The following is a 22,967-nucleotide window of genomic DNA, read 5'->3' on the forward strand; positions in this document are numbered from 1 at the left end:
TCCTTTAAATCCCTTTGATGGGGACTGACACTTTAATTTCATACTCTTTTTTCGGGTTTGTCTTTATTATTTTACTTCCCCATTTCCTTTTTAGCAATTTGATGGTGTCTTTCTCCAAATCCATTGTTCGATAATCAACACATCCTCCCGAATTCGATTGATGTTGGACAAAAAACGCGTATTGATTGAAACGAAGAATCTTCCGGTGTCTCCGGAGAGATTCCAACGAATAATCATAATCTTCTTTTAATTTCACTCTCTCATCAAATCTCTGTCCGTCATTAATCATTCCGAAGAAGTTCGCCACTAACACGGATGACAAAGATATGGGCGAATATTCCCGATAAAACTTCTTATCCCTCGAAAGGTTGAATCCCCAAAGGTTCGTTTCGATCTCTTCCGCCATCAGAAACGAATTATCAATGACCTCGTAAAGATGTTCCTTTGTGAGTTCTTCGTATTTATTCTCTTTCCGTGAATTCATTCGATAGAATCCTATTACATCATCATCGCATTGAATCACATACTTTCCGGAATGATCCAATATGAAATTTCGCGTCGCCGTGATCCCCTTGATATCATCCGGAACTTCGAACACTTTATCCCCGTAGAATTTGCGGTATTCGTCCGCCTCGCGTTTCGGACAGAAGATTTTGAAATCATCAAATAACTTCGCCGTCTCAACGGATCCCGCTCTTCCCATCGATGGAATACAAATTTCGAAATTATACGCCTTCATTCTCTCCCTCTAATTTATCGAATATCTCTTCAAACAATTGTGATGGAATCATCGACCTCTCATAATCTGTTTTTAGTCCTTGTGTCCCCGTCCTACTTCCTCTAGGCGCTGAAACGTGGCAAGGGTCGCCATTCTTACACATCGGTCTCGGCGTCCATTGTGAATTTGACCAAATATCCGTTGGCTTCATCCTTGTGTCTCCATATTGACAATATGTAACTGTATTCCGATTGAACTCATTCATTATCGGCAGTTTTCGCAACATTCCTCTAGGATTCTCAATGAAATAAATCAAACTAGGATTCAATTTCTGATAATACTTGATTATTTCAATCGTTTTTGCGACTATTCTCAAACCCAACTCCGCTCTTTCGTGTTTTGGCGTATAATCACGGTTCCAATTTTTCCCAATTGCCGCAACCGAAAAAGCAGTGCAAGGCGGTGACGCCCAAATAACATCCGGAATATATGGTATCTTCTTATAATCAAATTCCATAACATCAACACAATAATCTGAATCATACTCCGAAATATAATCAGAAGTGAAAACTTCGTGTCCGCGTTTCCCCGCGACTTGACTAAATGATTTCGATCCGGAGAATAACTCAAGCGTTCTCATTGATATCCTCCGTCTTGACGCCGATCCGATTCAAATATTCCTTCCCGTCGATCACTCTCCCGACGCCTTTTCTCTCATATCCTTTTCGTGAATCAAGTGATTTTACGGTCTTGATCTGAAAATGTGCCTTCGCGACATTCCAATCGAACTCATCATTGAAATATAATAAAACATAATTATTCTCTTCCATCAACGCCGGAGTGAACTCGATCTCGACGCTCTCTTCTGACGCTGATCCGAGATTCTTGAAGATCTCATCCAACTCTTCCGGATCGAAACCGATTCCCGCCAAGAAGTCACGATCGAATTCTGATAACTTCTCATTGACAAAATGACCCGTATTTTTATTTAAACGGATATTGAACTCTCGCTCATCTTCCATATTCTCAATATTCACATAAACAACCGGAACTTCGTGAATTCCGAGATCTCTCGCGACCTTTAACCTCTGATGACCGGAGATGATGATATTCTTTCGATTTTCGTTCGAATTCGCGATAACCGGATCCTTGAAACCAAACTTCCTCATCGAATTCTTTAATTGAAGATATTCCGATCCGAGAAGATCCCTCGGATTATAATCCGCCGGAACTAACTCATTGATATTGACTTTCGTGATTTCGATCATTTTATCGCTCATTTATCCCCATTTCTTTCATTAATATCCGAACATAAATTCGCTTTTCGTTCTCTGTGACGCGTTTCATTGATAATCCCGTTGAATCAATCATCAATTTATCAACTCCCGCCTCTCCGAGTTGCTTCTTCTTGAATTCCCTGTGCCATTTCTTCCCCTCATCCGTCTCGTCGATATATTTATGACACGCTCCACATCCCGCGTCCGCGTTTCTCGGATCGATTCGGACTTCATCGTTTCTTCTTCCTATAAAATGACACGCGGAAAGATATTTGATATCCAATTCGCCCGTCTGCCAATCTGTTCGCTCCGCCGGAATACATTTAACGCCAAAAACACACTTCCGATCCCTTTTTCTCACTAGAATCGAAAAGAGTTTGTCCGATAAATATATTTTGACTTTTCCGAAAATCATTTTCCCTCGCTTCCTTCTTCCCGCGAGAGAGGAAAATCTTGTGATAGAGATCAAAATCGGGAGATTATGAAATATACAAGACCATCACGGAACATCCAATCAGTAAGACCGGACATCTCTCTCGCGAGAAGCAGAAAACGAAACTAATACCTCATAAATCCCCCTTTATTCATATATAAATTATAGCAGATTATTTTCGCTTTCGCAACGCTTTTATTTTCTTATTATAGAGGTCGATCTTCTCATTTAACCTCACTATCGAGACCACGAATATTATCGCCAAGAACCAAAGTATCAAAGTCATCATTTGAGAATCCCTTCTCGCTTCGTTTTATGTCGGACAAATCCCGTATGGATTCGATTTATCCAACGGGCAAACCGCATACCACGGCTTCCAATAAGTCCCATTCGTTGACATTTCCATCGCAATTTTAATATTTACATCCGGATCATAAACTTGACTAAATTCATATTTCCTCCTCCATAGATTACCCGATCGATAATAATTCCAATTATCATTAATTTGAAAACATCCGTGATCAATCGATCCATCATTATTAAGATGAGTTCCTGTCGGCGTTCCTCCCTCCTTCTGAACAACTAAAAAAGCACTCGCCCAAGTATTACTCGGAAAGTGCCTTTTTATCGCCTCAAAGCATTGAGATTGATCATTATTACTCGGAATTACCGCCTTCGCAATTTGAACTTTTGGGACAGGCAATTCCACCGGAATCGTTCCTTTCGGAAACTCTTTGACCTCCGGAGGTTGTGTGAATACAATTTTATTTATATCGTCGATTGTCTTTTGAACCGGAACGCCACTTCCGGCGATCTGTGGTAAAAATATGAGTATTCCCCCCACAAACGCAATTAATTTTCTATTAATAGGATATCTCCTTTTAATGAAGAAATTATATCACAAAATCGCCTTGTCAACTAGATTCTTTCCATCCAATAACGAAGAACTTCGCTCAATGTTTCATCGATCGAATATTGAGGTTCCCATCCCGTCTCCGCCTTCACTTTCGACGCGTCCGCGATCAGAATCTTCACATCCGAAGGTCTCATCCGATCCGGATCAATTTCTGTCTTTGGCGTCATCGCCATCAACTTCGACAATTTATTGAGAATCTCCTGTGCAGAATACCCTTTCCCCGTTCCGATATTATACACTTCGCCATATTTACCCTTTTCCGTCAATAGGCGATAAGCTCGAACAGTATCTCGAACATCCGTGATATCTCTGATCGATGAGAGATCTCCGTGTTTTATCAGATCCCTCTTTCCTTTTTCGATCTCGACGAGTTGCTTCGCGAAGGTGGATGTCATATACGCTTCGCCTCGTCCATAACCGGAATGATTGAACGCCCTTACCCGAATCGTCTTTAATCCATAACTTTTATGATATTGATATGCGAGAAAATCCATCGCGATTTTTGAAACCGCATACGGAGAGAGAGGTCTCAACGGGTTCTCTTCCGTCATAGGCGTTTCTTCCGGATAAACCATCCCATATTCTTCACTTGATCCCGCCAACTGAATGACCGGATCGATCCCGATTGAACGAACCGCGTCGAGAAGATGAAGTGACCCGTTGAGGTTCACATTCATCGTCAATTCCGCGTCCTGCCAACTTGAAGGCACAAACGCGATCGCTCCGAGATGAAAGATAACATCCGGCTTCACTTCATTGATGACGGATCTGACTTCCTCATAATCGCAAAGATCCATCTTGATATATCCCTCTTGCGCGACCCTACTTGTCAAGAAAACTTGATATCCGTTCTCTTCTAACTCGGTCTTTAAATGACCGCCCACAAACCCTTCTCCGCCTGTTATAAGTGCTTTTTTCATAACTCTCCTCCTATTCCTCTCATAAATATAAATAATACCGCCATCGCAAAACTAACCTGTGGAGGCAATTTGAAATATCCTCCGATCACACTAAACGCCCAAACGATCAACCCCGTGATTATCAACATCCCGAATATTTCCCCTAACTCCTCACTTCTTGGCTTCATTTTTCTTCCCTTCCGCTTCCGCGACAACACGCTTCGCATTTTCTTCGACCCCTCGAAGAAGTTCCTTTAATTGAAGATTCTCGTTCGACAACCGAACATTCTCCTTTTTCTCCGCCCTCCAAAGACGGCAATAATCCGTTTCCTTCACTTTACGCTCCCTTCATAGATGTCGAGGTGCTTCCCCGCAATCGCCATCCAATTATTAATTTTCATATATTCGCTTCTCGTATCTTTAAAATATAATCTCAAACTCTCTTCGAGATCCTCAATATCCCTTGATCGATAAACGCCGGACAGAAGAGGCACATCATCGAACCATCTGACGCTTGAAATAAAGACCGGACGCCTTGAAGAGATCGCCGTTCGAATCCCCGCCGAACATCCAACGATCCCAACCTCGCCATACCACAAAACAATCGCGTCATTCTTTTTGAGATTATTCATCAATTCCGCTTCTGATAACCACTCATCTTTCGGATCATAAATATTATATTTGAATCCGAGACGATAACACATCTCTTGAATCGCCCGATTATCGTTTCTCCCGATCCCAAACGAACATATTTGAACCGGAATATCAATCATCCCCATCCCCAAAATACGACGCTCTCTCAACGGAAGAATCTCCTCACGATGAACAATGATCTCGTCGATATTTGAGAAATCAAATCCGTCCCAAACCGCCGAATCGTGAAAAGTGACGATCGTCTTGATCCCGCGAATTTTAGCTTTTTCGAGTAGTCCTTCAAGCCATTCCTTTGACCAAAAACTCCCTTGATTCTGAATATGAAGAATATCAAGCCCTCGAAGGTCGATCGGCTCCTGTCTTTTAACAAAATCCTCGTCCGGATAGATCCGCTCCTTATCGCCGATCGCTATAACTCGAACATCCGCTCCATAACCAATCAAAGAATAAATCAGATCTCGCGAATACTCCGCGATCCCGCATTTTACATTCCAAGTAGTGACGACCCCGATTTTCATAATAACCCCTCCAAGTTTTCGATATATTGATCCGCTTCGCACTTTTGACCTTTATATTGACCATACTCGAACTTTATAAAATATTGTGTCATCTTTTTGGGTCTGTCGTCAACCCTCACGACCTCATCAATCTGAAAAAAGGTAAAATGTGGGGTTCTCCCGTTCTCCAACTCTTCTCCTTTGATAAACCCGCCTTCGAAATATTTCCAAATTCCCGTTGCCACCAACTTTTCTCTCGTTATCCCTTGATCCGCCCACGAAGTCACGCATAACAGATATTTTTCGGATAATTTCTTCAAGATCTTCGCGGTGTTTTTATTAATCAACTTATAATGACGCGGATTGATTCTCACTCCGAGATCGTATTGAGATTTCAATTTATCAAATATCCACTTTGACCCGTCATAATCCGGACTTTTCGCCAATTTGAGACCATCCTTGAATAATTTTCGATACTTTTTAATCCGGATCCGATCGTCCGCCTCGATCAAAACGCCATCAACATCGAATATCAACGCCTTCATATTCGTCCCCTTTCGTAGAATAACGGATAATTCACTCCGTCCGGATAACTCACTCCCCATTTTTCGACAAATCTCTCCGCATTTCGACGAGCGTAATCGAACGGAATCCGCTCTTTTAGGTCTGTTTTCTGCGTCAATGATGAGTAGTGGTAAATAAAACAATTCCTCAAACTAGCAAACTTATAACCACCAATCGCCATTCTTACGAGAAGATCGATATCTTCATACTGACAAATCTCAAAACGCTCATCAAATATCCCGATTTTCTCAAAAACCTCTTTTTTAAAAACCCACGGCATACCTTTTTCCCAATCGCAGATCTCATCCCTTTCCGGTTCTTCCATTTTTTCAAACTCTTCCACCGAAATCGGAGGTTCTTTTAATGTTCCGGAGATCATTCCATAGTCCCCGATCGCGTTGATTAATTTGACATCCCAACCCTCTTTGACAATCATATCATTATTAAAAATCGCAATAAAACCACCCCTCGACATCTTGATCCCTTGATTTACCGCATAAGCGAACCCTTTATTCTCGCGATTTCTGATAACAAGATCGATCTCTGGAAACATAAATTCGATATTTTGTGTTTCGTCGTCGCTTCCGTCATCAATCACGATTACCTCAAAATTGTTTTCCGTATTCAAGAAGATTGAAGATAAAAACCCCTTTGTGATTTCAATATGATTGAGACAAGGAACGACAATACTCAAAACTACGCCGGATTGCATAATTCCTCCCTTTCCATCTCGATACAATCGCGAAGAGTAGTTTCGAGATCATACTTCGGAGACCATCCGATCAAACTTCGAACACGATCGATATTCGGAATTTTATTCCACGCCTCCGCGAATTTGTCGCCGTGAAGTGTTTTCGGATCAACAAATTTGACCTCCGCTTTTGATTCCGTGATCGCCTTGATTTTCCTTGCTAATTCGCCGATCGTGATCTGATTATCCGGATTCCCGATATTGAAAACTGTTCGTGTGATCGAACTATTCATAATCAAAACCATCGCCTCCGTGATATCTCGGACATCCGTGAAAGTCCTTCGATTCGTCCCGTCGCCATAAACTGTGATATCTTCGCCTCTTAACGCTTGATCGATGAATCTCGGAATAACAAAACCAAGATCCGCATTCTGACCGCGACCGATAATATTGAACGGACGAATCGCGTTATAACTCAATCCTTCGGTATTTTCGAGGATGACTTCTCCGAGAAGTTTCGAAACGCCATATTCTAACCTTGTCGTGATCTTCGCCGGAACGATCTTTTGAATATCTTCGGGTTGATCAAAAATCGGATTACATCCATAAACCTCACTCGTCGAGACATACATCAACTTTGCGCCCATCTCTGACGCCATTTGAATCGCCTTGTAGAGATTATTAATGATCACAACGCCCATCTTACCGGAATATTTTAAAACGCCCACGGGACCGACCGGAGACGCTAAATGATAGATCTCATCATACTTCTGATCCGTGATAAACTCTTCAAAATTCATCTTGATAAATTGAACTCGATGATCCGCTTCCAACTCCGCGATTTCCTTCTTGACATATTCTTCGCACACCTCCGTCGATAGATTATCGACAACAACGACGACGCAATCATCATTTTTCTTCAATATCTCTCTCAATAACGGACGCCCGATAAATCCCATTCCGCCGGTGACTAATATTTTTTTCATACTTCCTCCTTGTATATTTGCTTTAATAATTCACTTGGATATTGATTATCGAGAATCTTCGCATTCGGAACGACACAATGACCGCCAATCTTCCCTTCCGGAGCGTCGAGAATATATCTCTTAAATTGAGGCATTCCCATTTCCTCGTAAAGATCATTATAATCTTGATCAAATTTTTTGATCAAATCAAAACTCATTTCGAGATCATCGCAAACAGATTTCTCATATCTCGCGAACTGAATATTGATCCCATATTTTGAGGTTGATCGCAATTTTAGAAATTCCGTGAATTCCGGTTTATCGACATATCGAGGTTTAATCTCCGCCTTTTCGAAGAACTCTCCGACGATCTCGTTATAACCGCCAACCCATCGAGGCATTTTTTGAATACTCTCCGCTAGATCCGGATGTTTCCCTTCAACCGGAGAATGAACCGCGTTCTCGAACTTGCTCGTCGTCCCGATCGCCAAAGTAGCAAAGAAAATGATCGCCTTAACGCCGAACTCTTCCCGATAATCCTCGATCGTTTTCTCAAATCCTTCGACATACGGAATCGCGACCAACATAATATCGAATTGACCTTCCGGCTTTCGATCTATCTCGCAAACCTCAATTTCGTGAAACGGATCAAAAACGCTCTTGACCGCCTTCCCGATTTCCCCATAACCGACTAAAACCGCCCTCATAGTTCCTCCACCTTTAAATTATTCATTCTTATCCTATTTACAAAATCACTCATCGATGAATCCGTGCTGATTTCTCGGAATAATCCCAATTTCTCATAAACATCAACCGGACAGATAAACGCCTTATCAAGAAAAACCATCCCAACATTCGCTTTTCTCAACTCCTCAATCGCCTCCGCGACCCTTCCACTCGTTCCCGACGCGATCCATCTGATATCCGGATCCTTCATCAAGAACTTGATTCCAACATTCAAAATCTTCGGAAGATCCTCACGCTCCGAGAGAATGATCGTGAAATATCCCAATCTCTGAACTCTCTCGATGAACTCATCCGAACATTTACTCAAAACAATGACCAAAACAATCGGAAAATCCGCCGTATTTTTGACATCCTCGACATATCCGAAGATCTCCTCGCCGTTTAATTCCGTTCCAAGAACTAACCCTATTTTCGCAACCGGATTAATTTCGTCCTTAATAACAACCGGAAAACTCCCGACATCTCCGCGAATCGCCTCCGGATATTCGTATATGAATTTCTTTGATACTGACGCCCGATCATCAAGAATATGATCCGGATCCTGTCCCTCATACCAATCAGATCGCCCTTCGAGATCAACATAATGTTGCCATTTCTCAAAGATAATCCGTTGAGGTTGAGCATATCCAAAATGACAGAATTTATCCTGTAAATGAACGATTCTCGGAAAAGTCCTCGTCTCCGACGGAATAAATTCCAAAGTTTCGTGCGTTTTGCTGATCCATCGATAACAATCCTTCCGGAATAAAACCTCTTTCGGCTCCGTATATTGAATATGAAAAATATCGAGCATAAAGTGATAAAATTCAACGATAAACAGATCCCCCTCTTTGAGACCCTCAAAAGTGCCTTGAAACGAATTATAATAAACTTCATCCGCGTCAACCTTTAAAATAAACTCTCCGGATGAATGATCAATCGCGAGATTCCTCGCCTTCGCAAAATCAAACGCAGTTTCGTGCTGAAAAAATTTGACCACCTTAATCGGCAATCTCATAATATCGAGATTCACATTCATCAGCTCCCAAAGTGTCTCATTCCCGTTGAAACTCGTATCGACGATCACAATCTCATCGACCCAATCGACGCTTTTCAACGCGTATTTCAAGAAGGGTTCGACCCTCTCTCCAATAATCATATTGACGCTAATTTTCATCTTCATAATCCTTTATTTCCATAACCTCAAATTCATCAACTCGATCCGCTATCCCTCGATCCTCCAACGCCTCAATCACATCGTCCGGACAATAATCGAAATCATTATCCTTGATCTCTCGATGAATCTTCCTCGTTGATTCTTGAACCTCATCGAACGATAAATCGGATTCAACCGCATAAATCTCATCTTCCAACCGGATGACTACCAACATTTCCCCTCCCCCTTTTTGATATTTGTTTCAACTTATCAATAATAATATTAGCTCCAATTTCCGGATTAGCAAAGGATCTCATTTGAATCGACGCCATTTTCCCGACCTTCTTCGAACGCTCCGGAAAGCGATAAACCTCTCGCATTTGTTTTTTCAACTCCCCAAAATTCGGCTCCATCCAATATCCGAGATCTTCCTCTATCCCCAAGATATCGCGATTCGGATAATCCGCCTTGATCAACTCATAACCGACCGGAAACGAGAACATCGGATTCGAAATCTCTTGAAGAGATCCTCCATTTGTGAGAATGACCGGAAGTCCCGTCGCCATCGCCTCGCGAGGCGGAAGTCCATATCCCTCGCCACGCGTAGGATAAACAAAACAATCAACCGACTTGTAAAGATCAAACATTTCTTCCATCGTGAAATCGTCCGCGATGATCGTGATTCTCTCGTCTTTATTCCACTCGACATCCGCTCCTTTCCGCGACTTGATGATCAACTTGACCTTTTCTTTCGGATCCGTGAACTCCTCTTGAAACGCTCGAATAACCATATCGTAGTTTTTACGGATATCCATCTTCCCCGTGATCAAAAAGGTCGTTTCCTCCCGATATGGACGATCAAAATATTTATAAGTATCAAGATCAATCCCCAACGGGATGATCGAAATCGGCTTTTTGACGCCGGACGAGACAAAAACATTCCGACAATAGAAAGACGGAACGAAAACCTCGTCGCAATAATGATTCAAATAATCAACCCACGATTTCGGCAATTTATCCGTCTCCCACATAGTAAAAGCGATGAGGTGCTTCGTATTCTGATAATGTTTCAATGTAGGCGGTAAGTGATACAAAATCGCCGTATCGTCCGGATTTACCTCTTTCGTGATACAATCCAACAACTCATTTTTTGAGAATTCCCCGTTCCTCCAATCGTGAGCGACGAATTCAATCGGAAATCCCTTCCTTTTCATCGCCAAAAATAGATTTTGAGCAGATTGACCATAGCCATCAATCGCAAGAAGAGGCGCGATAAATTTATTCACTTAAAACCTCCACCGCGTTTTTTACTAACTCCGAACTAGATTCGACTTTTCCGCCTTCTCCCGCGTTGAAAATCATCTTGATCCCGTGATCCTCGCAGATCTTTTTTTCCGGAATATTATCTGAAAAACGATCCCCGCCATTTACGAAATAATCGGGTTTTAACATTTTCAGCGTCTCACAAACTGATTGATCTTCGTCGATACACGGAACCACCTCGTCCACATACTTGATCGCCTCGATGACCTCTTTCCGCTCATCGAACGGCATAAAAACATATCCCTTTTTCTCTATTAAAAACCGATCTGAATTGAGAATGACCTTCACTCTCCCGTATTGAGACGCCTCTTTCATTAATCGGATATGACCGATATGAACCGGATCCAACCCTCCGGAAACCGCGACGATCATTTCTCTCTCATTACCTTCCATATCGATCCTCCAACCTCACAATATCATTTTCCTCACATAAACCTTCCGCGATCTCGTAAAAAATCAGATCGAAGAAATCCGACATATTCGTGATTCGATGTGCCGTCCCGCGATGAATAGTGAACTCGTCTTGATTATTGATATGACCGCTCTGAACAAGATAATTTTCATTCTCAATTTGTAGGGTTCCGAGACCGGAGACAATCTTCCAAAACTCATCTCTCTTCCTGTGTTTTTGAAGAGATAATGCTTGTTCCGGACGAACAACGATCTTCTTTATCCAAAAAGTAGGTGTTTTTTCTAAAACCTCAAAATATCCCCAAGGTCTATTTACTTTTTTTATTACCTTTAACATTTCCCCCCGCCTTTTTTGTTTTAATTTTATTTGGAATTTTCTTCATTCGCTCTTCTTCATCTAAAAACTGCTTCGTGAACATTTCCTCATTCTCAATGAGAGTGCCGATTTTCTCGATTTTAGGCGTTTTAATATCATAGATGATATCTCCCCCGTAAAACTTCAAAAGAACGCGTCCCGCCTCGCTGAATCGCTTCTGAATACAAAATATCTGCTTCGTGAGATCATACTTTGTCCCGCCTAGTTCGATTCCGTCTTGATATCCCGTCAATTTAACTAAGTCATAAATATATAAATCGTCGCCGTTTTTATCTTTTGCTTCAACGCCCTCCATACTCTTGAATCGTTCCGCATTGACAATTTCATCCCAAAATCTGACGAGATCACTCATCCACGCTCCGCCGGAAAAGAATTCATCAAAAATCCCCTCCGGATAAATCATTTTCTTTTCTTTTTCGTCCCAAAACCTCAAATTCTCGAATTTCATCCAATCTCCTTTACGACATTTCTCATTTTAATATTTGCGCGAATAATACTTGAAATATTTAGATCCTCATAATCGATTATTTCTTGATCTGACATTTCGATCTCTTTATTTACTTTATCAAATAATTCCGGATATTGCTTCTCGAAATCCGGATGATCGATCATCTGACGCCTTGAATCACGCCATTTCTCCGGATCACGGGCAACAAAAACAACCTCCTCTTCCCTTACCGCCGGAGATCCGACCATCTGAAACGCGACATTTCCATCCTTGACCGCTTTTCGGATCCAATTCCTCATAAACGCCATATTATCTTTTTGAACACGACCTTTTGATTTTAACCAATCGATCGCCTTTTCGATCTCAACATCGAGATCCTTCTTTTTACAATCCGGAAACTTTTCATATATTTCGTTATGACCTTCTTCGGATCTCAAATAATCCAAAGATTTTTTTTCTTTAATAGTTTCTTTATTATCTATTCTATTCTTATCTATTCTATTCTGTTCTAGGACGACTTTATTCGACTTTGTTCGAACAATGTTCGGACTACTCTCTTTTTTACCTTCATTTCGCAATAATCGAGAGACATAATCATCGGTTCTTTCCGCAATTTTAGGGATACGGATTGATCCATTTTCTTCAATGATTAAACCCACTTTTGACATATAAGAAAACACCTCCCGAAGTTTGTCCGAACTAACTCCGAACTCTCCCAACAAAAGATCATCAGACCAATCTTCTGATAATAATCCAACATTATCAAGATCGTCCTCGACATCTCTCGCGATGAGTTCCAAAAGACCGAAATAAATTCCGTATCCTTCCATTCCATATTTGAATTTTAGTGACTTGATCTTCGGATCATTAAGCGCGTCCGAATCGTGCTTGAACCATTTCATCCGCTTCCCCCCGATTTTGTTTATATATTAACTATAAAACGCCATTTTTTAGATGTCAACTGAATTGATTTTTCTGTCCTCATAATTGATTAATTTTTCCATTTCTCGCTTGTAATATTCATCCGCGTCCATCGATTGATCGGTCGTCTCTTTCCATACCCTCCAAATCTTCCCACGAAGCCGTTGAGAGGGCGTTTTGATCTTTCGGTTCTCTATATCCGTCCCCGTCTCAACAATCATCTCTGCGCCTTGATTTGCGTCCTCCGCAAAAGTGACATATCCGAACTTCTGATAATAAGTGAGCATAATAACCTGTTGTTCCGTCGATAATTCGTTCGTGTGAAATCTGATACTCATTCCTTTATCTTTTAACGGAGATATCCCGTCGAGAATCGCCGGTGCTTGAAAGATCCTTCTTTCGTCTGTTTTCGCTTCTTTTTTTGCCATTTTATTTTCCGAACCTTTCCTCGCCAAGATCATCGACGATTTCGCTCTGCGTTTTTGATTTTACTTCAATGATCGCCGGAGACCTTCGAACCAATACTTGATATCTATCTCCTCCGAGCCAAGTGATCGTTATATCTTCCGTATTGATGATTCGATCATTCATTCCTCTGAACTTCCCATAACGACCGAATAAATGCCACCAACGAGGTTTAATCTCGAACTGATAACACTTGAAAAAAGACCCGTTATCTTTTGGCGTTATTTGAGAAACGCTCGGCTTATCCGAGATCTTCTCCGCGATCGTAGGTTCTTTTTTCTCCTTGATAATCTCTTCCGCGATAACCTGTGCGGATTCTTCGACCTTTTCTTTTTTCTTCATACAACCTCCCTTTTAATTTACGAATTCGAGGGGACGAATCCCCTCTGATCCGGAAACTACTTTTTCGCTTTGAACTGATCCTTTCGCATTTTCTGCCATCGGAATATATTCATCACTTGAAGAAACGCCTCGAAATCATTTTGAAGATCGTTTTCATCTTCGTCGAGATAAACCGCTTCGAATAATTGATATGGAGCGGGTTCGTAGGTTTTGAGACCTTTTTTCTCACGCTTCGCGTTTTTAACCTTCGCTTTTTCATAATATTCTTCTTCGGTTTCCTTCGAGAGACGAAGGATCCAACGACCTTTATATTTCACGCCGGATTCTTCTTCATCCGCTTTCAAATAAGCGGCGACCTGTAATCTCATCTCGTCATAAACTCCGTTCGAAGTTTTTAGATCGAGAACATACAATTCTCCGTCGATTTCCGCGACGATATCAAGCGTTCCAACGAAGTCGTGATCCTTTGAATAAACAAACTTCTCGGACGCGATGAATTTGACATCGTTTTCTTCAACCCAAGTAAGAAAGGCATTTACGCCTTGAATGACCTTCTTCTCGAATTCCGCGTCGTCCGGATATGAAGGCATATTCGGAACCTCGCCCGTCTTGATATAATCTTCAACCCATTTATGAATCGCCGTTCCCATCTCTCCCGCGAGATCCTTCTCTTCTGTGTGTGCCTTCTCCGCGTTATAAAGAATCTCATTGACATCGAGATCTTCAAACTTTACTTCGCCGGATTCGATCTTCTTCCACTCATCGGAAATATAATCGATCGCTTTCCCAACCGCCCACGGAATCAAAGCGGGTTTATTTAACACTCCGAGAAAGGTTGTGACGCCCGTTTTGAGAGACGCCTTCTCTTCGCCCTCATTCTTCACATAATATCTGTGACAAAATTCGCGGAACTCCAACTCGACTTTTCCGCCGTATAACTGAACAACTTTTTTATCCACCGCTTCCATTTACGCTCCTTCTTGACCCTCCGGAAAGAGACCATCGATCGCTTCGTCCGGAATATCATTTTCTTTATTATTTAATTCCTCTTCTTTTTTCTTGGCTTGATTCGCCTTGATCTTTCCTTGACACTCTAAACAGAAAGGTCTCTTATATACTTTCGTTGAAAACTCCGATATTTGTCTAGTGATAACTTTTCCGCATTCCGGATTATCGCATTTATAGACCTTTCCATCATCTTCAACTGGCTTTGCCGGATCAGTTTTCGCCGGAGTTCCTTTTCCGTCATTCGTCGCGTCCGAATCTTTCGTATCGTCAATCAGTAAGAGACCATTCAACGCGTATTTCCTCGCATAACTTGAACTCGCTCCTGTGACTTGTGATCCGTCCATTCCCTTTTTAGATTCTTCTTCTCTCGCGAACGAACTAACTTCGACCGCGTTTTCTTGATCCGCGAAGTGAGTGATGATCGCCGTCGCCTTGATATAATACCGATCCCCGACCAAGACCAAATCATCATATAACCGGATAACCGATTCATACTTGAACGCTATCGGTTTAACCGCTTCGAGAATATCTTCCGCAGAACGATATTTATAATTCCCGAACTTGTTCATCTGTCCTTTTGGTGCCTTCAACTCATTTTGAATATGAGCCAACTTCTCCAAAAGAGGCATTTTCGAGACATCTACCGCGATCTCGACTTTTTTGGAATCTTTTTTTAGATCCTTTTCCTTTGGATCCGCTTCTTGTGGCATTTTCGCCTCCCTTTACTTTACTTTTTTAATACGCTCCCGATTATATTCCTCGATCCACTCCGGACGGAAATAAAACATTCCCTCGTCCTCATAGAAGCGAATCTTGTTTGCTTTGATTCTTCTCATCAATGTTAGATATGAGAACGGAACCAACTTCTGATCGACGACCATTCGAGGCGTCAACCACCCTTGCTCGATCAACTCTTTTTTCATAAAATCTCCCTCATTTCCTTGTATTAATTATCTTTCATTTGATATCATTTGTCAACAACAATTTTTGGCTAATATTCGGGTTCATACTTCTTTTTAGGAGGTAAATCGAACCCCAAACACTCTTGTTCTTTCGGCAGAATCTCCGCCTCAATAGGCGTCTCCGGAACGGCTTTTATCAACTTCGGAAAACTATCCGCGTCAATCCCACCGCGTCGATTAATCGCCAAATTATCGAGATCATTCCCGACCTTCAATAATCCGTTCCAATGTGACCAATTTCGATATGAGGTCTCGATCCACGCGTTTCGACTTTTCCCGTCGTCGCACTTGAAACAACACATATAAACATCGCTATTGTTCATCTTACTCGGTTGCTTCGTGATTTTAGTTATTTGAGCTTTCATACGCCTCCAATCTTTTATTATTCTTTAAGTTAGATAATCTCCCGTCTCCCTCCATATGACACTTGCGACATAAATATTCCCAATCGTCGAGGTCTCTTTTATACTCTCCGCTAATATTGGCGAGATCGAGAACCTTCTTTTTGTGACATCTTTCGCAAAATCCATCACTCTTTTTTCTCGCCTTAACCCAAATATGAATCGCGAAATATCCCGCGTCGTCCCCTTTCCAATTCGGGTTCTTCTCGCTCAACTTTGATTTCCGGATCCTCTCTCGGACTTCCGGAGTATGTGTTTTCCCAAAAAACGGATTATTTGATCCCTTTCGATTCATTCCACTCCTTATATAACTTAAATAAAATTCTCCCGATAATGACTAAACCAATAATGAAAAACAGAATATATTCCAAGATATTGAAACCGAACTTAAACACGACCGAAAGAACCCAATAAATGAAGATCGTCAAGATAATGAATTCGATCATTTCAACATCCTTTTCAGCGCGATTGTTCGCGGATCATTCAAATCAATATCCGCCGTGAACCAATCAAGCAATTCGTCCTTCGCCTTTGAAGGTTTCGCTTGATTTACTCTCTCAAAAAACAGATCTTGACTAAACGGATCGAACTGATTCCAAAAATACCATATATTGTCCGGATGTTCGAGAAGAGATTCCCGACTATTACTCGCGATCTTCTCTTCCGGATGATCCCAACGATCGCGGATCACTCCGATCGAGATATCTCTCGCTAATTTTAACGCTCCTTTTGTCATCACATCACTCCACGGAATCCGCCGGATTCCTCGATCCCAAACTTTTATATATATGCTCCATAATCGGATTGAGAGGCGTCGTCCCCTTCATCTTTTTATCCGGATATTTTTCCATCATTAATTGAAGCATTTTTTGAACTTCTCCGGATCCTTTATTCGTCGATTCGACATCGTAAAGAGTGAGATGTTTGTTCCCTTCAAAGAAGTGAGCGATCACGCCTTTGTATTTGACCTCCAAGAGATCCATATTTTTATAATAAACTTTTTCAATTTCCATTTTTTCTCCCTCGATCCCCGTGATCAATATTATCTTTTAATCTTAAAACGATTTCGTATGCTTCCCTCGCCTCATCTATCGTCCGGATCGTTTCATTGTGAAATGTTCGTCCGATCCTGTGACTGATAAATGCGTATGCTTGACCCCGCTTGATTTTCTTTTCTTTCCATAACGGATCAAGAATTTCGTGAATCGCCATCCTCGCTCTCCGTAGTTCCGGAGTGGGTATCAGCGTAGGATATTTTTCTCCATCGAACGCTTTATAATTCCCGCAAGTATCACATTTTAGAAACTTCTTTTCGTAAAGATCTTCTCTGTGCGGATAAATCTCTTCTCCCGTTGTTTCGCTAGGTCTCACGAATTTTTCGCAACCCGCACAATATATCTTCTTCATCCCTGCTCCTTTAATACTGCCTCAAATATTTAGCGTCCCCCGTGAGATAATACCCTTCGCAACGATCCGACCATAGTTCATTTCCGGAAACCTTCGCGGATTCGCAAAGCATAACCGATTGATTATCGATCTTCTGATCCAACGCGATCGCAATTCTTCCGATGAAGAATATCCCGATCATCAACGCGATGACAACCAACGCCATCATCCCCGCGACATTTTTCGCACTCGCGATCATCATCTCTTCCGGTGTTCTCGTTTCAATTTTACACAATCTTGACATTTTGTCTCCTTTATCTCATTAACTTTGAGAAACTTATATTTTGATATTTCTTTCCGTGTTTCTTCGCGATTATTCGACCTCTTCGATCCATCTCCGCGATGACCGGAATCGCCATAAATCTCGCGTTTTCATAAGAGACCTCGCCTCTTATCAGATAACCCTTGATCTTCTCGACCCGTTCTCTTAATTCCCATCCCTCCATTTCTTTAAAATTACACATAATCTCCCTTTCATACGACATCATTTGATATTATTGTATTCCACTTGAAAAACCTTGTCAAGCGATATCAAAAAAACCGGCTTTTAAACCGGAAAGATTGGTCGGGGAGACCGGAGTTCCTTGACGGGTTCTTCCGCCTTGAACTATTTATCCGATCTCCCCGAAATCACTTCTTGACCGCCTCGCGATCCATCTGTTCGAGAAGTTCGAATGTTTTGAGGGCTTTACACCCCTCCGATTCGTCCTCCTTCGAACATCGCTTGAAACGATCCGGACGGATCGAACGACACACGACGCACATTCGAGACATCTGACCTCTGATCATTTCACACCCCCAACGCGAGACAACAGATCGCCACGAAGCCACATCCCTCGCAAGAAGGTTTGTGATGTTTACACCACTCCGCCTTCTTATTATAGGATTGATGACACTCGTCGCAGATCCACCGAATATCATCCTTCTTCTTCCGAGAATGACGATATTTCGATCGAGGGTGCCAAAAATGATGACGAGTGAGGAAAGATTCTTCCTCGCAAAGGAGACAAACCCCCCGCCTCAATCGAAACACCCCCTTTGAAAAGAACTTGGCTACATACCACGCCGGAGAGCGAAAACGCCCTCCCGTGTGCTATTTAACTAATTTTCGGTAGATCCCGACGATGACATCGTAAAGTCCGTGAGACGCGATAGCGAACGCCGTTGTGACTTCGATCATCGTTGCTACTGACGCGTTGGTATAAATACCGATCGCGATCACTAGAACGGATGAAACGAGCCAAGCGGTGACTTTCGGACGATCAGAGAACCAATCAACCGGAATCGCTGTGAGGACTTTCGTGATTGTCATAACAATCCCCGCACCCACGACAATAGTCCCAAGAGTGAGAAGATTTAACAATGCTGTGATATCCATTTTTACCCCTTCCTTTTAAAGACATTAATAAAATTACCAATAACTTTTAGAAGTTCCCATATCCCCATCAAGAAACCTTTCAAAACATCCTGTGAGACCTCATCAGACGGCGCAGAATCAACTTTCGGCTCTTCTTTGGGTGGAACTACTACAACGGGCGGAATTACATCAACCGGAGGTTCTGTGGGAGGTTTTGGAGTGGTATCATCTTTGAAAGGCGGAACCACGACCGGAGGTTTCTTTTCCTTTGTGATAATAATGACACCCGCCGGATTCTTGATCGTTCCCGCTTCCATTGTATCGAGTTTCTTTTGAGCGTTATCTTGTGTCGTGAACGCTCCGACCTGTTCGCCATTAAAAGCATAAACTTTGAAGAATTGAGGTTTAGGCGGATCTTGAACAACCGGAGGATTCGGCGCGACAACAACCGCTCCCATCGTTCCGACCGCTCGATATTTCTGAACCAAACCGATGAGATTCCGTCCGGGACACGCACTCGCTCCGACTTCACGATGACCAAATACGGTATTTTTATCAGCCGGAAACTCCGGATGTCTTGTGCAAAGTTCATCCAAAAGATCAGACAACGCTTGAATTTGCTGTGCCGTAGGTTGCTGTTCTTCGAAATTACCATCTAAACAGATCGCAATCGAGGCGCGATTAATCGGATAATTCCCACAATGCCACAAGGTATCAGCAAGATTTCGGCATTGATAAACATCTCCCATATTCGAGATCTTATAATGATATTGAAGCCCGTCCTCGCCTCTTCCAATATGAAAATTCGCCTGTGAACGATATCGAGTGAGATCGTCATACGCCTCTGGACGCCATTCAGCGTCGTGATGAACAATAATATGAGTGATTGACCCGATTGAATGAGCCGAATCCTGTGTTCCCTTCCGAGGGAGTTGAGAGATAATGTTTTGGATATTCATTACGCTTCCTTTCGATTATTATTTGCTAACGCATTCCATAATCTTATCGTAGCGATTCATCGCGTTTTTGTCCAATGTTTCGATACTAGAAATCAACTTCGGAAGCGTTTCTGTAAAGGTCTTGATCGTAGCGGCGAATTGAGGATCTCTCAACGCCAAAGTATTTCTCAAATCTGTATTTTCTCTTGAAAGTGCTTCGACTTTACCCGATAATTTCGCGATCTCTTTATCTTTATTGACATTCTCCGAATCGAGACGCTCGATCTTTTCTTTCATAATACCGAGTTCGGATGAGAGGGTTTGCATAGTATCTGAATCTGCTTTACTCTTCCCCGATCTCATTTGAGCATAAGCATAGGAGATTGCGAAGATAATAGCAGACGCGGATATCACGGTTGTGAGTATTTGTCCTAATGGCGATGGTAAATTCTCAAACATTTTCCCTCCGAATTACATTTTAAAGATATCTCAATCTTATGCTTTTTCGCCCTCTGCGTCAATCTTTTCCTTACAAAAACCGCATAAATGACAGATCTGACCACCGCCGGGGACATCGCTCCCGCACGAATTACATTGACGGCACATCTTACAAATAACCACCTTCTCATCGTGAGGCATTCCGCACCATTTACATCGATAAATCATATTTGATCCTCCGTTGTATATAAAATCTCAATCTTCATCATATCGATCCTTCTCGTCTCAACAGTTCCTCCCGAAGAATACGGATAATAGTCACTTAAAATAAACATAAAATCGATCCACGGCTTTTTTATTCCAAGACGCTTGATCGCCGGAGTAAGATCGACGGTTATATATGTTCCACTCCAATCGAGAGGCATCCAATCCGCCGGATCATCCGGACGAATCGTCTCCGTGATCGTGAAATCATCCGCGTCTTTTACAATAATATGATCCAACCCTCGATACGCCTCCGGAACCGCGTCCGCAAACCAAACTCTCATCGTTGAAACCTCAAAACGAACAATTTCTTGAATATTATCCGGAAGAACCGGAATCACGCAAAAATCCCACAAACCATCAATCGAAAACATATTCGTCCCCGCCTTGCTAGTAGTGAGCGTGATTAATTTATAATTGAGAGGTTTCTTCCTCGTTTTAGTAGATTCTTTGATCATAATCCCACCTCATAATCGATCTTCGTCAATCTGTTATTTCTGACAACAGGCGGATCCGGATAAATCCAATATCCCGCGACCATCCAAGAAATAGTGACAACGATTTTCTTCGTCCACGCCGGATCCATAGGTTGAACAACGAACTTCGTGATATCAATATCATCGATCGAAGTCCAAGGTCCCCCCATACTCGCCGTTTGTGAGAGAATCTCCGCGTCCGAGATCGTCCCATCGCCATCGATCCCCAAATAAAGAGGTTGAGGATCTCCGATAGGATACCAAAGAATCCCATCCGTGAACGCACTCGCCCAAACTTGAAGATCTGAATGTGCCTTCGCCAATTTCGTGAGAACATTAAAGATATCCTCATCATAATCAAACGAGATCCTCGTATATGCGGGTTGAAAAACAGAAACACCTCCGCCTTTTCCGCCTCCATACCAAGCGAAATTAAAGTCCAAAGCACGATTCGCAGTTCCCGCCTCCTGTTTCATCCCACGATCAACGGGTTTCCCCTTTTTTAACTTTGTGCCTTCTTTAAGCATATCCCTCTCCCAATCCGAGAGTTCCATAAACTTTTAAACGATCGATATTGAAACTCGCGTCAACCGGATCACGATCAAACATAAACATCAACGGAAAATATCCATCATCGAATCCGATGATTTTATTGACATCAACCCCGCGAAGAAGAAGAGATCCTCCCGCCGGAATTTCCCAATAATCCGTTCCATCTCCTTTTAATATCTTCGTATCTCTGATTGATTCCTCCGACCCGTAAAAGTTTTGAATCCCGATGTTCTGCGTTTCCGTGTGGATCATCGTGATCGGATCTCTTGAAATCCTTAAACAAAGAGGCGTCGCCTCCGTCGTTGTGATTTTTAAATCCAAGAAAAGATTCTCGAAATACGACGCGATCTCCGAATACCCGAATCGAACTTCATTCGAAGCGGAGGGCGTATTCGCAAAAGTCCCTAAATACCCAAGAGAATATGCGACACTCGCGTCGCTCTCCGACTCTTTACTTCGGTCATATCCGAGAATAGGGCAAATAATCGGAACGCTCTTGACCGACTTTTGGCTGTTCCGTGAGATTTCAGCCATATCTCCTCCTTATTATCTAAAGCATATAAATACTAATTTAATCGTCCCCGCCGTAGGAGAACCGACCTTCGTCCAAGTAAGAGTGAACCCGTCCGCGTCATAGGACGCCACAACCGCACCTTGCGCCCAAGACGATTGATTCGAGTAAAGAGCGATATTCCCGCCTTGATTTGTGACATTTGCGGCACTTCGATAAACGCAAGTTGCCGCTTTAGTAGAATCCGCATATCCTTCGCTTCCATATAGAGAAGCGTCAACATTTGCCAAACAAAGAATGCTCGTAGGTCTGAAACCGACGCCTGTATATGCAACAGAAGCCGTCGCTCCCGCTCCGTCTCTTGTCGCCGTGATTACCTTGCTATTCAACCTCGCCGTCGGTGCGAGTTTAGCGTCTGTAACATTCGCGTCGAGAATATGCCTCGTAAGAATCACATTATCCGAGATCCCCGTTCCGTCTCTCATCGAATCAATATTCGCGATCATCTGATCGAGTTTCGCCTCTGTGATGATATCTCCAACTGTCCAAGTGACTACTGCGTATGCCATTTAAACCACCTCTCCCGCTTCTTTAAAGTAAAATTTACTATCCGGAAGATTCCAATCTCGACCGATCGAATTTTCTTTTTCCTGTTTTTTATCGGCTTCCTCGAAAGATCCTTTTCGTCCCTTCTTACTGAAATCTCTCGTATCATTCCCACAAGCACATTCAAACGCGAGAACCCCGCCCTCCGCCTTCGAAGGCGCAAGACAACCTCTCACATAAACGCCGTTCTCTTTGATCGCCGAATCATAATGAAAATTGATCAGAT

36 protein-coding genes are annotated in these 22,967 nt (G+C 42.4%); all 36 read right to left on the reverse strand.

Annotation, left to right across the window (positions count from 1 at the left end):
- Positions 1 to 4: 4 nt before the first annotated feature.
- Positions 5 to 739, reverse strand: a complete 735-nt coding sequence (locus tag M0R80_18385) for a hypothetical protein (GenBank protein ID MCK9461601.1) — start codon at positions 737 to 739, stop codon at positions 5 to 7.
- Positions 726 to 1,358: a DNA cytosine methyltransferase gene (locus tag M0R80_18390; protein MCK9461602.1), complete on the reverse strand. Its 633-nt coding sequence runs from the start codon at positions 1,356 to 1,358 to the stop codon at positions 726 to 728. Before M0R80_18390 ends, M0R80_18385 begins: the two co-directional genes overlap by 14 nt.
- A complete protein-coding gene (locus M0R80_18395; protein MCK9461603.1) occupies positions 1,345 to 1,986 on the reverse strand; it encodes a ParB N-terminal domain-containing protein in 642 nt (213 codons plus the stop codon). Before M0R80_18395 ends, M0R80_18390 begins: the two co-directional genes overlap by 14 nt.
- 1 nt (position 1,987) lies before the next feature.
- A complete protein-coding gene (locus tag M0R80_18400) occupies positions 1,988 to 2,410 on the reverse strand; it encodes a hypothetical protein (protein MCK9461604.1) in 423 nt (140 codons plus the stop codon).
- A 331-nt stretch (positions 2,411 to 2,741) separates the two neighbouring features.
- On the reverse strand, positions 2,742 to 3,272 hold the full coding sequence (locus tag M0R80_18405; protein ID MCK9461605.1) for a hypothetical protein: 531 nt from the start codon (positions 3,270 to 3,272) through the stop codon (positions 2,742 to 2,744).
- A gap of 74 nt (positions 3,273 to 3,346) precedes the next feature.
- Positions 3,347 to 4,264 carry a GDP-mannose 4,6-dehydratase gene (locus tag M0R80_18410; GenBank protein MCK9461606.1) on the reverse strand — a complete coding sequence of 306 codons (918 nt, stop codon included), beginning with the start codon at positions 4,262 to 4,264 and terminating at the stop codon, positions 3,347 to 3,349.
- Positions 4,265 to 4,414: 150 nt separating this feature from the next.
- A complete protein-coding gene (locus M0R80_18415; protein MCK9461607.1) occupies positions 4,415 to 4,579 on the reverse strand; it encodes a hypothetical protein in 165 nt (54 codons plus the stop codon).
- Positions 4,576 to 5,415 (reverse strand): hypothetical protein, encoded by an 840-nt coding sequence (locus M0R80_18420; protein ID MCK9461608.1) that lies wholly within the window; start codon positions 5,413 to 5,415, stop codon positions 4,576 to 4,578. Before M0R80_18420 ends, M0R80_18415 begins: the two co-directional genes overlap by 4 nt.
- Complete coding sequence (locus M0R80_18425; protein ID MCK9461609.1) at positions 5,412 to 5,939, reverse strand: hypothetical protein; 528 nt, start codon at positions 5,937 to 5,939, stop codon at positions 5,412 to 5,414. The genes M0R80_18420 and M0R80_18425 overlap by 4 nt, the downstream gene beginning before the upstream one ends.
- Positions 5,936 to 6,670 (reverse strand): glycosyltransferase, encoded by a 735-nt coding sequence (locus M0R80_18430; protein ID MCK9461610.1) that lies wholly within the window; start codon positions 6,668 to 6,670, stop codon positions 5,936 to 5,938. The genes M0R80_18425 and M0R80_18430 overlap by 4 nt, the downstream gene beginning before the upstream one ends.
- Positions 6,655 to 7,635 (reverse strand): NAD-dependent epimerase/dehydratase family protein, encoded by a 981-nt coding sequence (locus M0R80_18435; protein ID MCK9461611.1) that lies wholly within the window; start codon positions 7,633 to 7,635, stop codon positions 6,655 to 6,657. The genes M0R80_18430 and M0R80_18435 overlap by 16 nt, the downstream gene beginning before the upstream one ends.
- Complete coding sequence (locus M0R80_18440; GenBank protein MCK9461612.1) at positions 7,632 to 8,321, reverse strand: hypothetical protein; 690 nt, start codon at positions 8,319 to 8,321, stop codon at positions 7,632 to 7,634. Before M0R80_18440 ends, M0R80_18435 begins: the two co-directional genes overlap by 4 nt.
- Entirely contained in the window at positions 8,318 to 9,517 is a 1,200-nt protein-coding gene (locus M0R80_18445) for a glycosyltransferase (GenBank protein ID MCK9461613.1), read from the reverse strand. The genes M0R80_18440 and M0R80_18445 overlap by 4 nt, the downstream gene beginning before the upstream one ends.
- The gene (locus M0R80_18450) at positions 9,507 to 9,731 is read right to left on the reverse strand and encodes a hypothetical protein (protein ID MCK9461614.1); all 225 of its coding nucleotides are present in this window, start codon (positions 9,729 to 9,731) and stop codon (positions 9,507 to 9,509) included. The genes M0R80_18445 and M0R80_18450 overlap by 11 nt, the downstream gene beginning before the upstream one ends.
- Positions 9,703 to 10,782, reverse strand: coding sequence for a glycosyltransferase (locus M0R80_18455; GenBank protein MCK9461615.1), 1,080 nt, complete (start codon positions 10,780 to 10,782; stop codon positions 9,703 to 9,705). Before M0R80_18455 ends, M0R80_18450 begins: the two co-directional genes overlap by 29 nt.
- Positions 10,775 to 11,212 (reverse strand): adenylyltransferase/cytidyltransferase family protein, encoded by a 438-nt coding sequence (locus tag M0R80_18460; protein MCK9461616.1) that lies wholly within the window; start codon positions 11,210 to 11,212, stop codon positions 10,775 to 10,777. Before M0R80_18460 ends, M0R80_18455 begins: the two co-directional genes overlap by 8 nt.
- Positions 11,202 to 11,567 carry a phosphomannose isomerase type II C-terminal cupin domain gene (locus M0R80_18465; protein MCK9461617.1) on the reverse strand — a complete coding sequence of 122 codons (366 nt, stop codon included), beginning with the start codon at positions 11,565 to 11,567 and terminating at the stop codon, positions 11,202 to 11,204. Before M0R80_18465 ends, M0R80_18460 begins: the two co-directional genes overlap by 11 nt.
- A complete protein-coding gene (locus M0R80_18470; GenBank protein MCK9461618.1) occupies positions 11,539 to 12,054 on the reverse strand; it encodes a hypothetical protein in 516 nt (171 codons plus the stop codon). Before M0R80_18470 ends, M0R80_18465 begins: the two co-directional genes overlap by 29 nt.
- Positions 12,051 to 12,956: a DUF4373 domain-containing protein gene (locus M0R80_18475; protein MCK9461619.1), complete on the reverse strand. Its 906-nt coding sequence runs from the start codon at positions 12,954 to 12,956 to the stop codon at positions 12,051 to 12,053. Before M0R80_18475 ends, M0R80_18470 begins: the two co-directional genes overlap by 4 nt.
- A gap of 48 nt (positions 12,957 to 13,004) precedes the next feature.
- Positions 13,005 to 13,403, reverse strand: coding sequence for a hypothetical protein (locus M0R80_18480; protein ID MCK9461620.1), 399 nt, complete (start codon positions 13,401 to 13,403; stop codon positions 13,005 to 13,007).
- A 1-nt stretch (position 13,404) separates the two neighbouring features.
- Positions 13,405 to 13,782: a hypothetical protein gene (locus tag M0R80_18485; GenBank protein MCK9461621.1), complete on the reverse strand. Its 378-nt coding sequence runs from the start codon at positions 13,780 to 13,782 to the stop codon at positions 13,405 to 13,407.
- Between the two features lie 56 nt (positions 13,783 to 13,838).
- The gene (locus tag M0R80_18490; GenBank protein MCK9461622.1) at positions 13,839 to 14,750 is read right to left on the reverse strand and encodes a PD-(D/E)XK nuclease family protein; all 912 of its coding nucleotides are present in this window, start codon (positions 14,748 to 14,750) and stop codon (positions 13,839 to 13,841) included.
- On the reverse strand, positions 14,751 to 15,419 hold the full coding sequence (locus M0R80_18495; protein MCK9461623.1) for an ERF family protein: 669 nt from the start codon (positions 15,417 to 15,419) through the stop codon (positions 14,751 to 14,753). It lies immediately after the preceding gene.
- Between the two features lie 93 nt (positions 15,420 to 15,512).
- Positions 15,513 to 15,713, reverse strand: coding sequence for a hypothetical protein (locus M0R80_18500; GenBank protein ID MCK9461624.1), 201 nt, complete (start codon positions 15,711 to 15,713; stop codon positions 15,513 to 15,515).
- Between the two features lie 882 nt (positions 15,714 to 16,595).
- Complete coding sequence (locus M0R80_18505; protein MCK9461625.1) at positions 16,596 to 16,889, reverse strand: hypothetical protein; 294 nt, start codon at positions 16,887 to 16,889, stop codon at positions 16,596 to 16,598.
- A 4-nt stretch (positions 16,890 to 16,893) separates the two neighbouring features.
- Positions 16,894 to 17,166 carry a hypothetical protein gene (locus M0R80_18510; protein MCK9461626.1) on the reverse strand — a complete coding sequence of 91 codons (273 nt, stop codon included), beginning with the start codon at positions 17,164 to 17,166 and terminating at the stop codon, positions 16,894 to 16,896.
- Positions 17,156 to 17,560, reverse strand: a complete 405-nt coding sequence (locus tag M0R80_18515; GenBank protein ID MCK9461627.1) for a zinc-finger-containing protein — start codon at positions 17,558 to 17,560, stop codon at positions 17,156 to 17,158. Before M0R80_18515 ends, M0R80_18510 begins: the two co-directional genes overlap by 11 nt.
- Before the next feature lie 10 nt (positions 17,561 to 17,570).
- A complete protein-coding gene (locus M0R80_18520; protein MCK9461628.1) occupies positions 17,571 to 17,843 on the reverse strand; it encodes a hypothetical protein in 273 nt (90 codons plus the stop codon).
- Between the two features lie 849 nt (positions 17,844 to 18,692).
- Positions 18,693 to 18,977: a hypothetical protein gene (locus M0R80_18525; GenBank protein MCK9461629.1), complete on the reverse strand. Its 285-nt coding sequence runs from the start codon at positions 18,975 to 18,977 to the stop codon at positions 18,693 to 18,695.
- 2 nt (positions 18,978 to 18,979) lie between these two features.
- Positions 18,980 to 19,915 (reverse strand): N-acetylmuramoyl-L-alanine amidase, encoded by a 936-nt coding sequence (locus tag M0R80_18530; GenBank protein MCK9461630.1) that lies wholly within the window; start codon positions 19,913 to 19,915, stop codon positions 18,980 to 18,982.
- Between the two features lie 18 nt (positions 19,916 to 19,933).
- Positions 19,934 to 20,353: an ELKS/Rab6-interacting/CAST family protein gene (locus tag M0R80_18535; protein MCK9461631.1), complete on the reverse strand. Its 420-nt coding sequence runs from the start codon at positions 20,351 to 20,353 to the stop codon at positions 19,934 to 19,936.
- Between the two features lie 203 nt (positions 20,354 to 20,556).
- Positions 20,557 to 21,054: a Mab-21 family protein gene (locus M0R80_18540; GenBank protein MCK9461632.1), complete on the reverse strand. Its 498-nt coding sequence runs from the start codon at positions 21,052 to 21,054 to the stop codon at positions 20,557 to 20,559.
- Positions 21,051 to 21,599, reverse strand: coding sequence for a hypothetical protein (locus M0R80_18545; GenBank protein ID MCK9461633.1), 549 nt, complete (start codon positions 21,597 to 21,599; stop codon positions 21,051 to 21,053). The genes M0R80_18540 and M0R80_18545 overlap by 4 nt, the downstream gene beginning before the upstream one ends.
- A complete protein-coding gene (locus M0R80_18550; GenBank protein ID MCK9461634.1) occupies positions 21,592 to 22,158 on the reverse strand; it encodes a hypothetical protein in 567 nt (188 codons plus the stop codon). The genes M0R80_18545 and M0R80_18550 overlap by 8 nt, the downstream gene beginning before the upstream one ends.
- A gap of 12 nt (positions 22,159 to 22,170) precedes the next feature.
- Positions 22,171 to 22,704 carry a hypothetical protein gene (locus tag M0R80_18555; GenBank protein ID MCK9461635.1) on the reverse strand — a complete coding sequence of 178 codons (534 nt, stop codon included), beginning with the start codon at positions 22,702 to 22,704 and terminating at the stop codon, positions 22,171 to 22,173.
- Positions 22,705 to 22,967 (reverse strand): hypothetical protein (locus M0R80_18560; GenBank protein ID MCK9461636.1); only part of this gene is annotated, 263 nt, incomplete at its 5' end.

This window comes from Pseudomonadota bacterium, assembly GCA_023229365.1.
In the GTDB taxonomy this organism is placed as follows: Bacteria; Myxococcota_A; Polyangia; order JAAYKL01; family JAAYKL01; genus JALNZK01.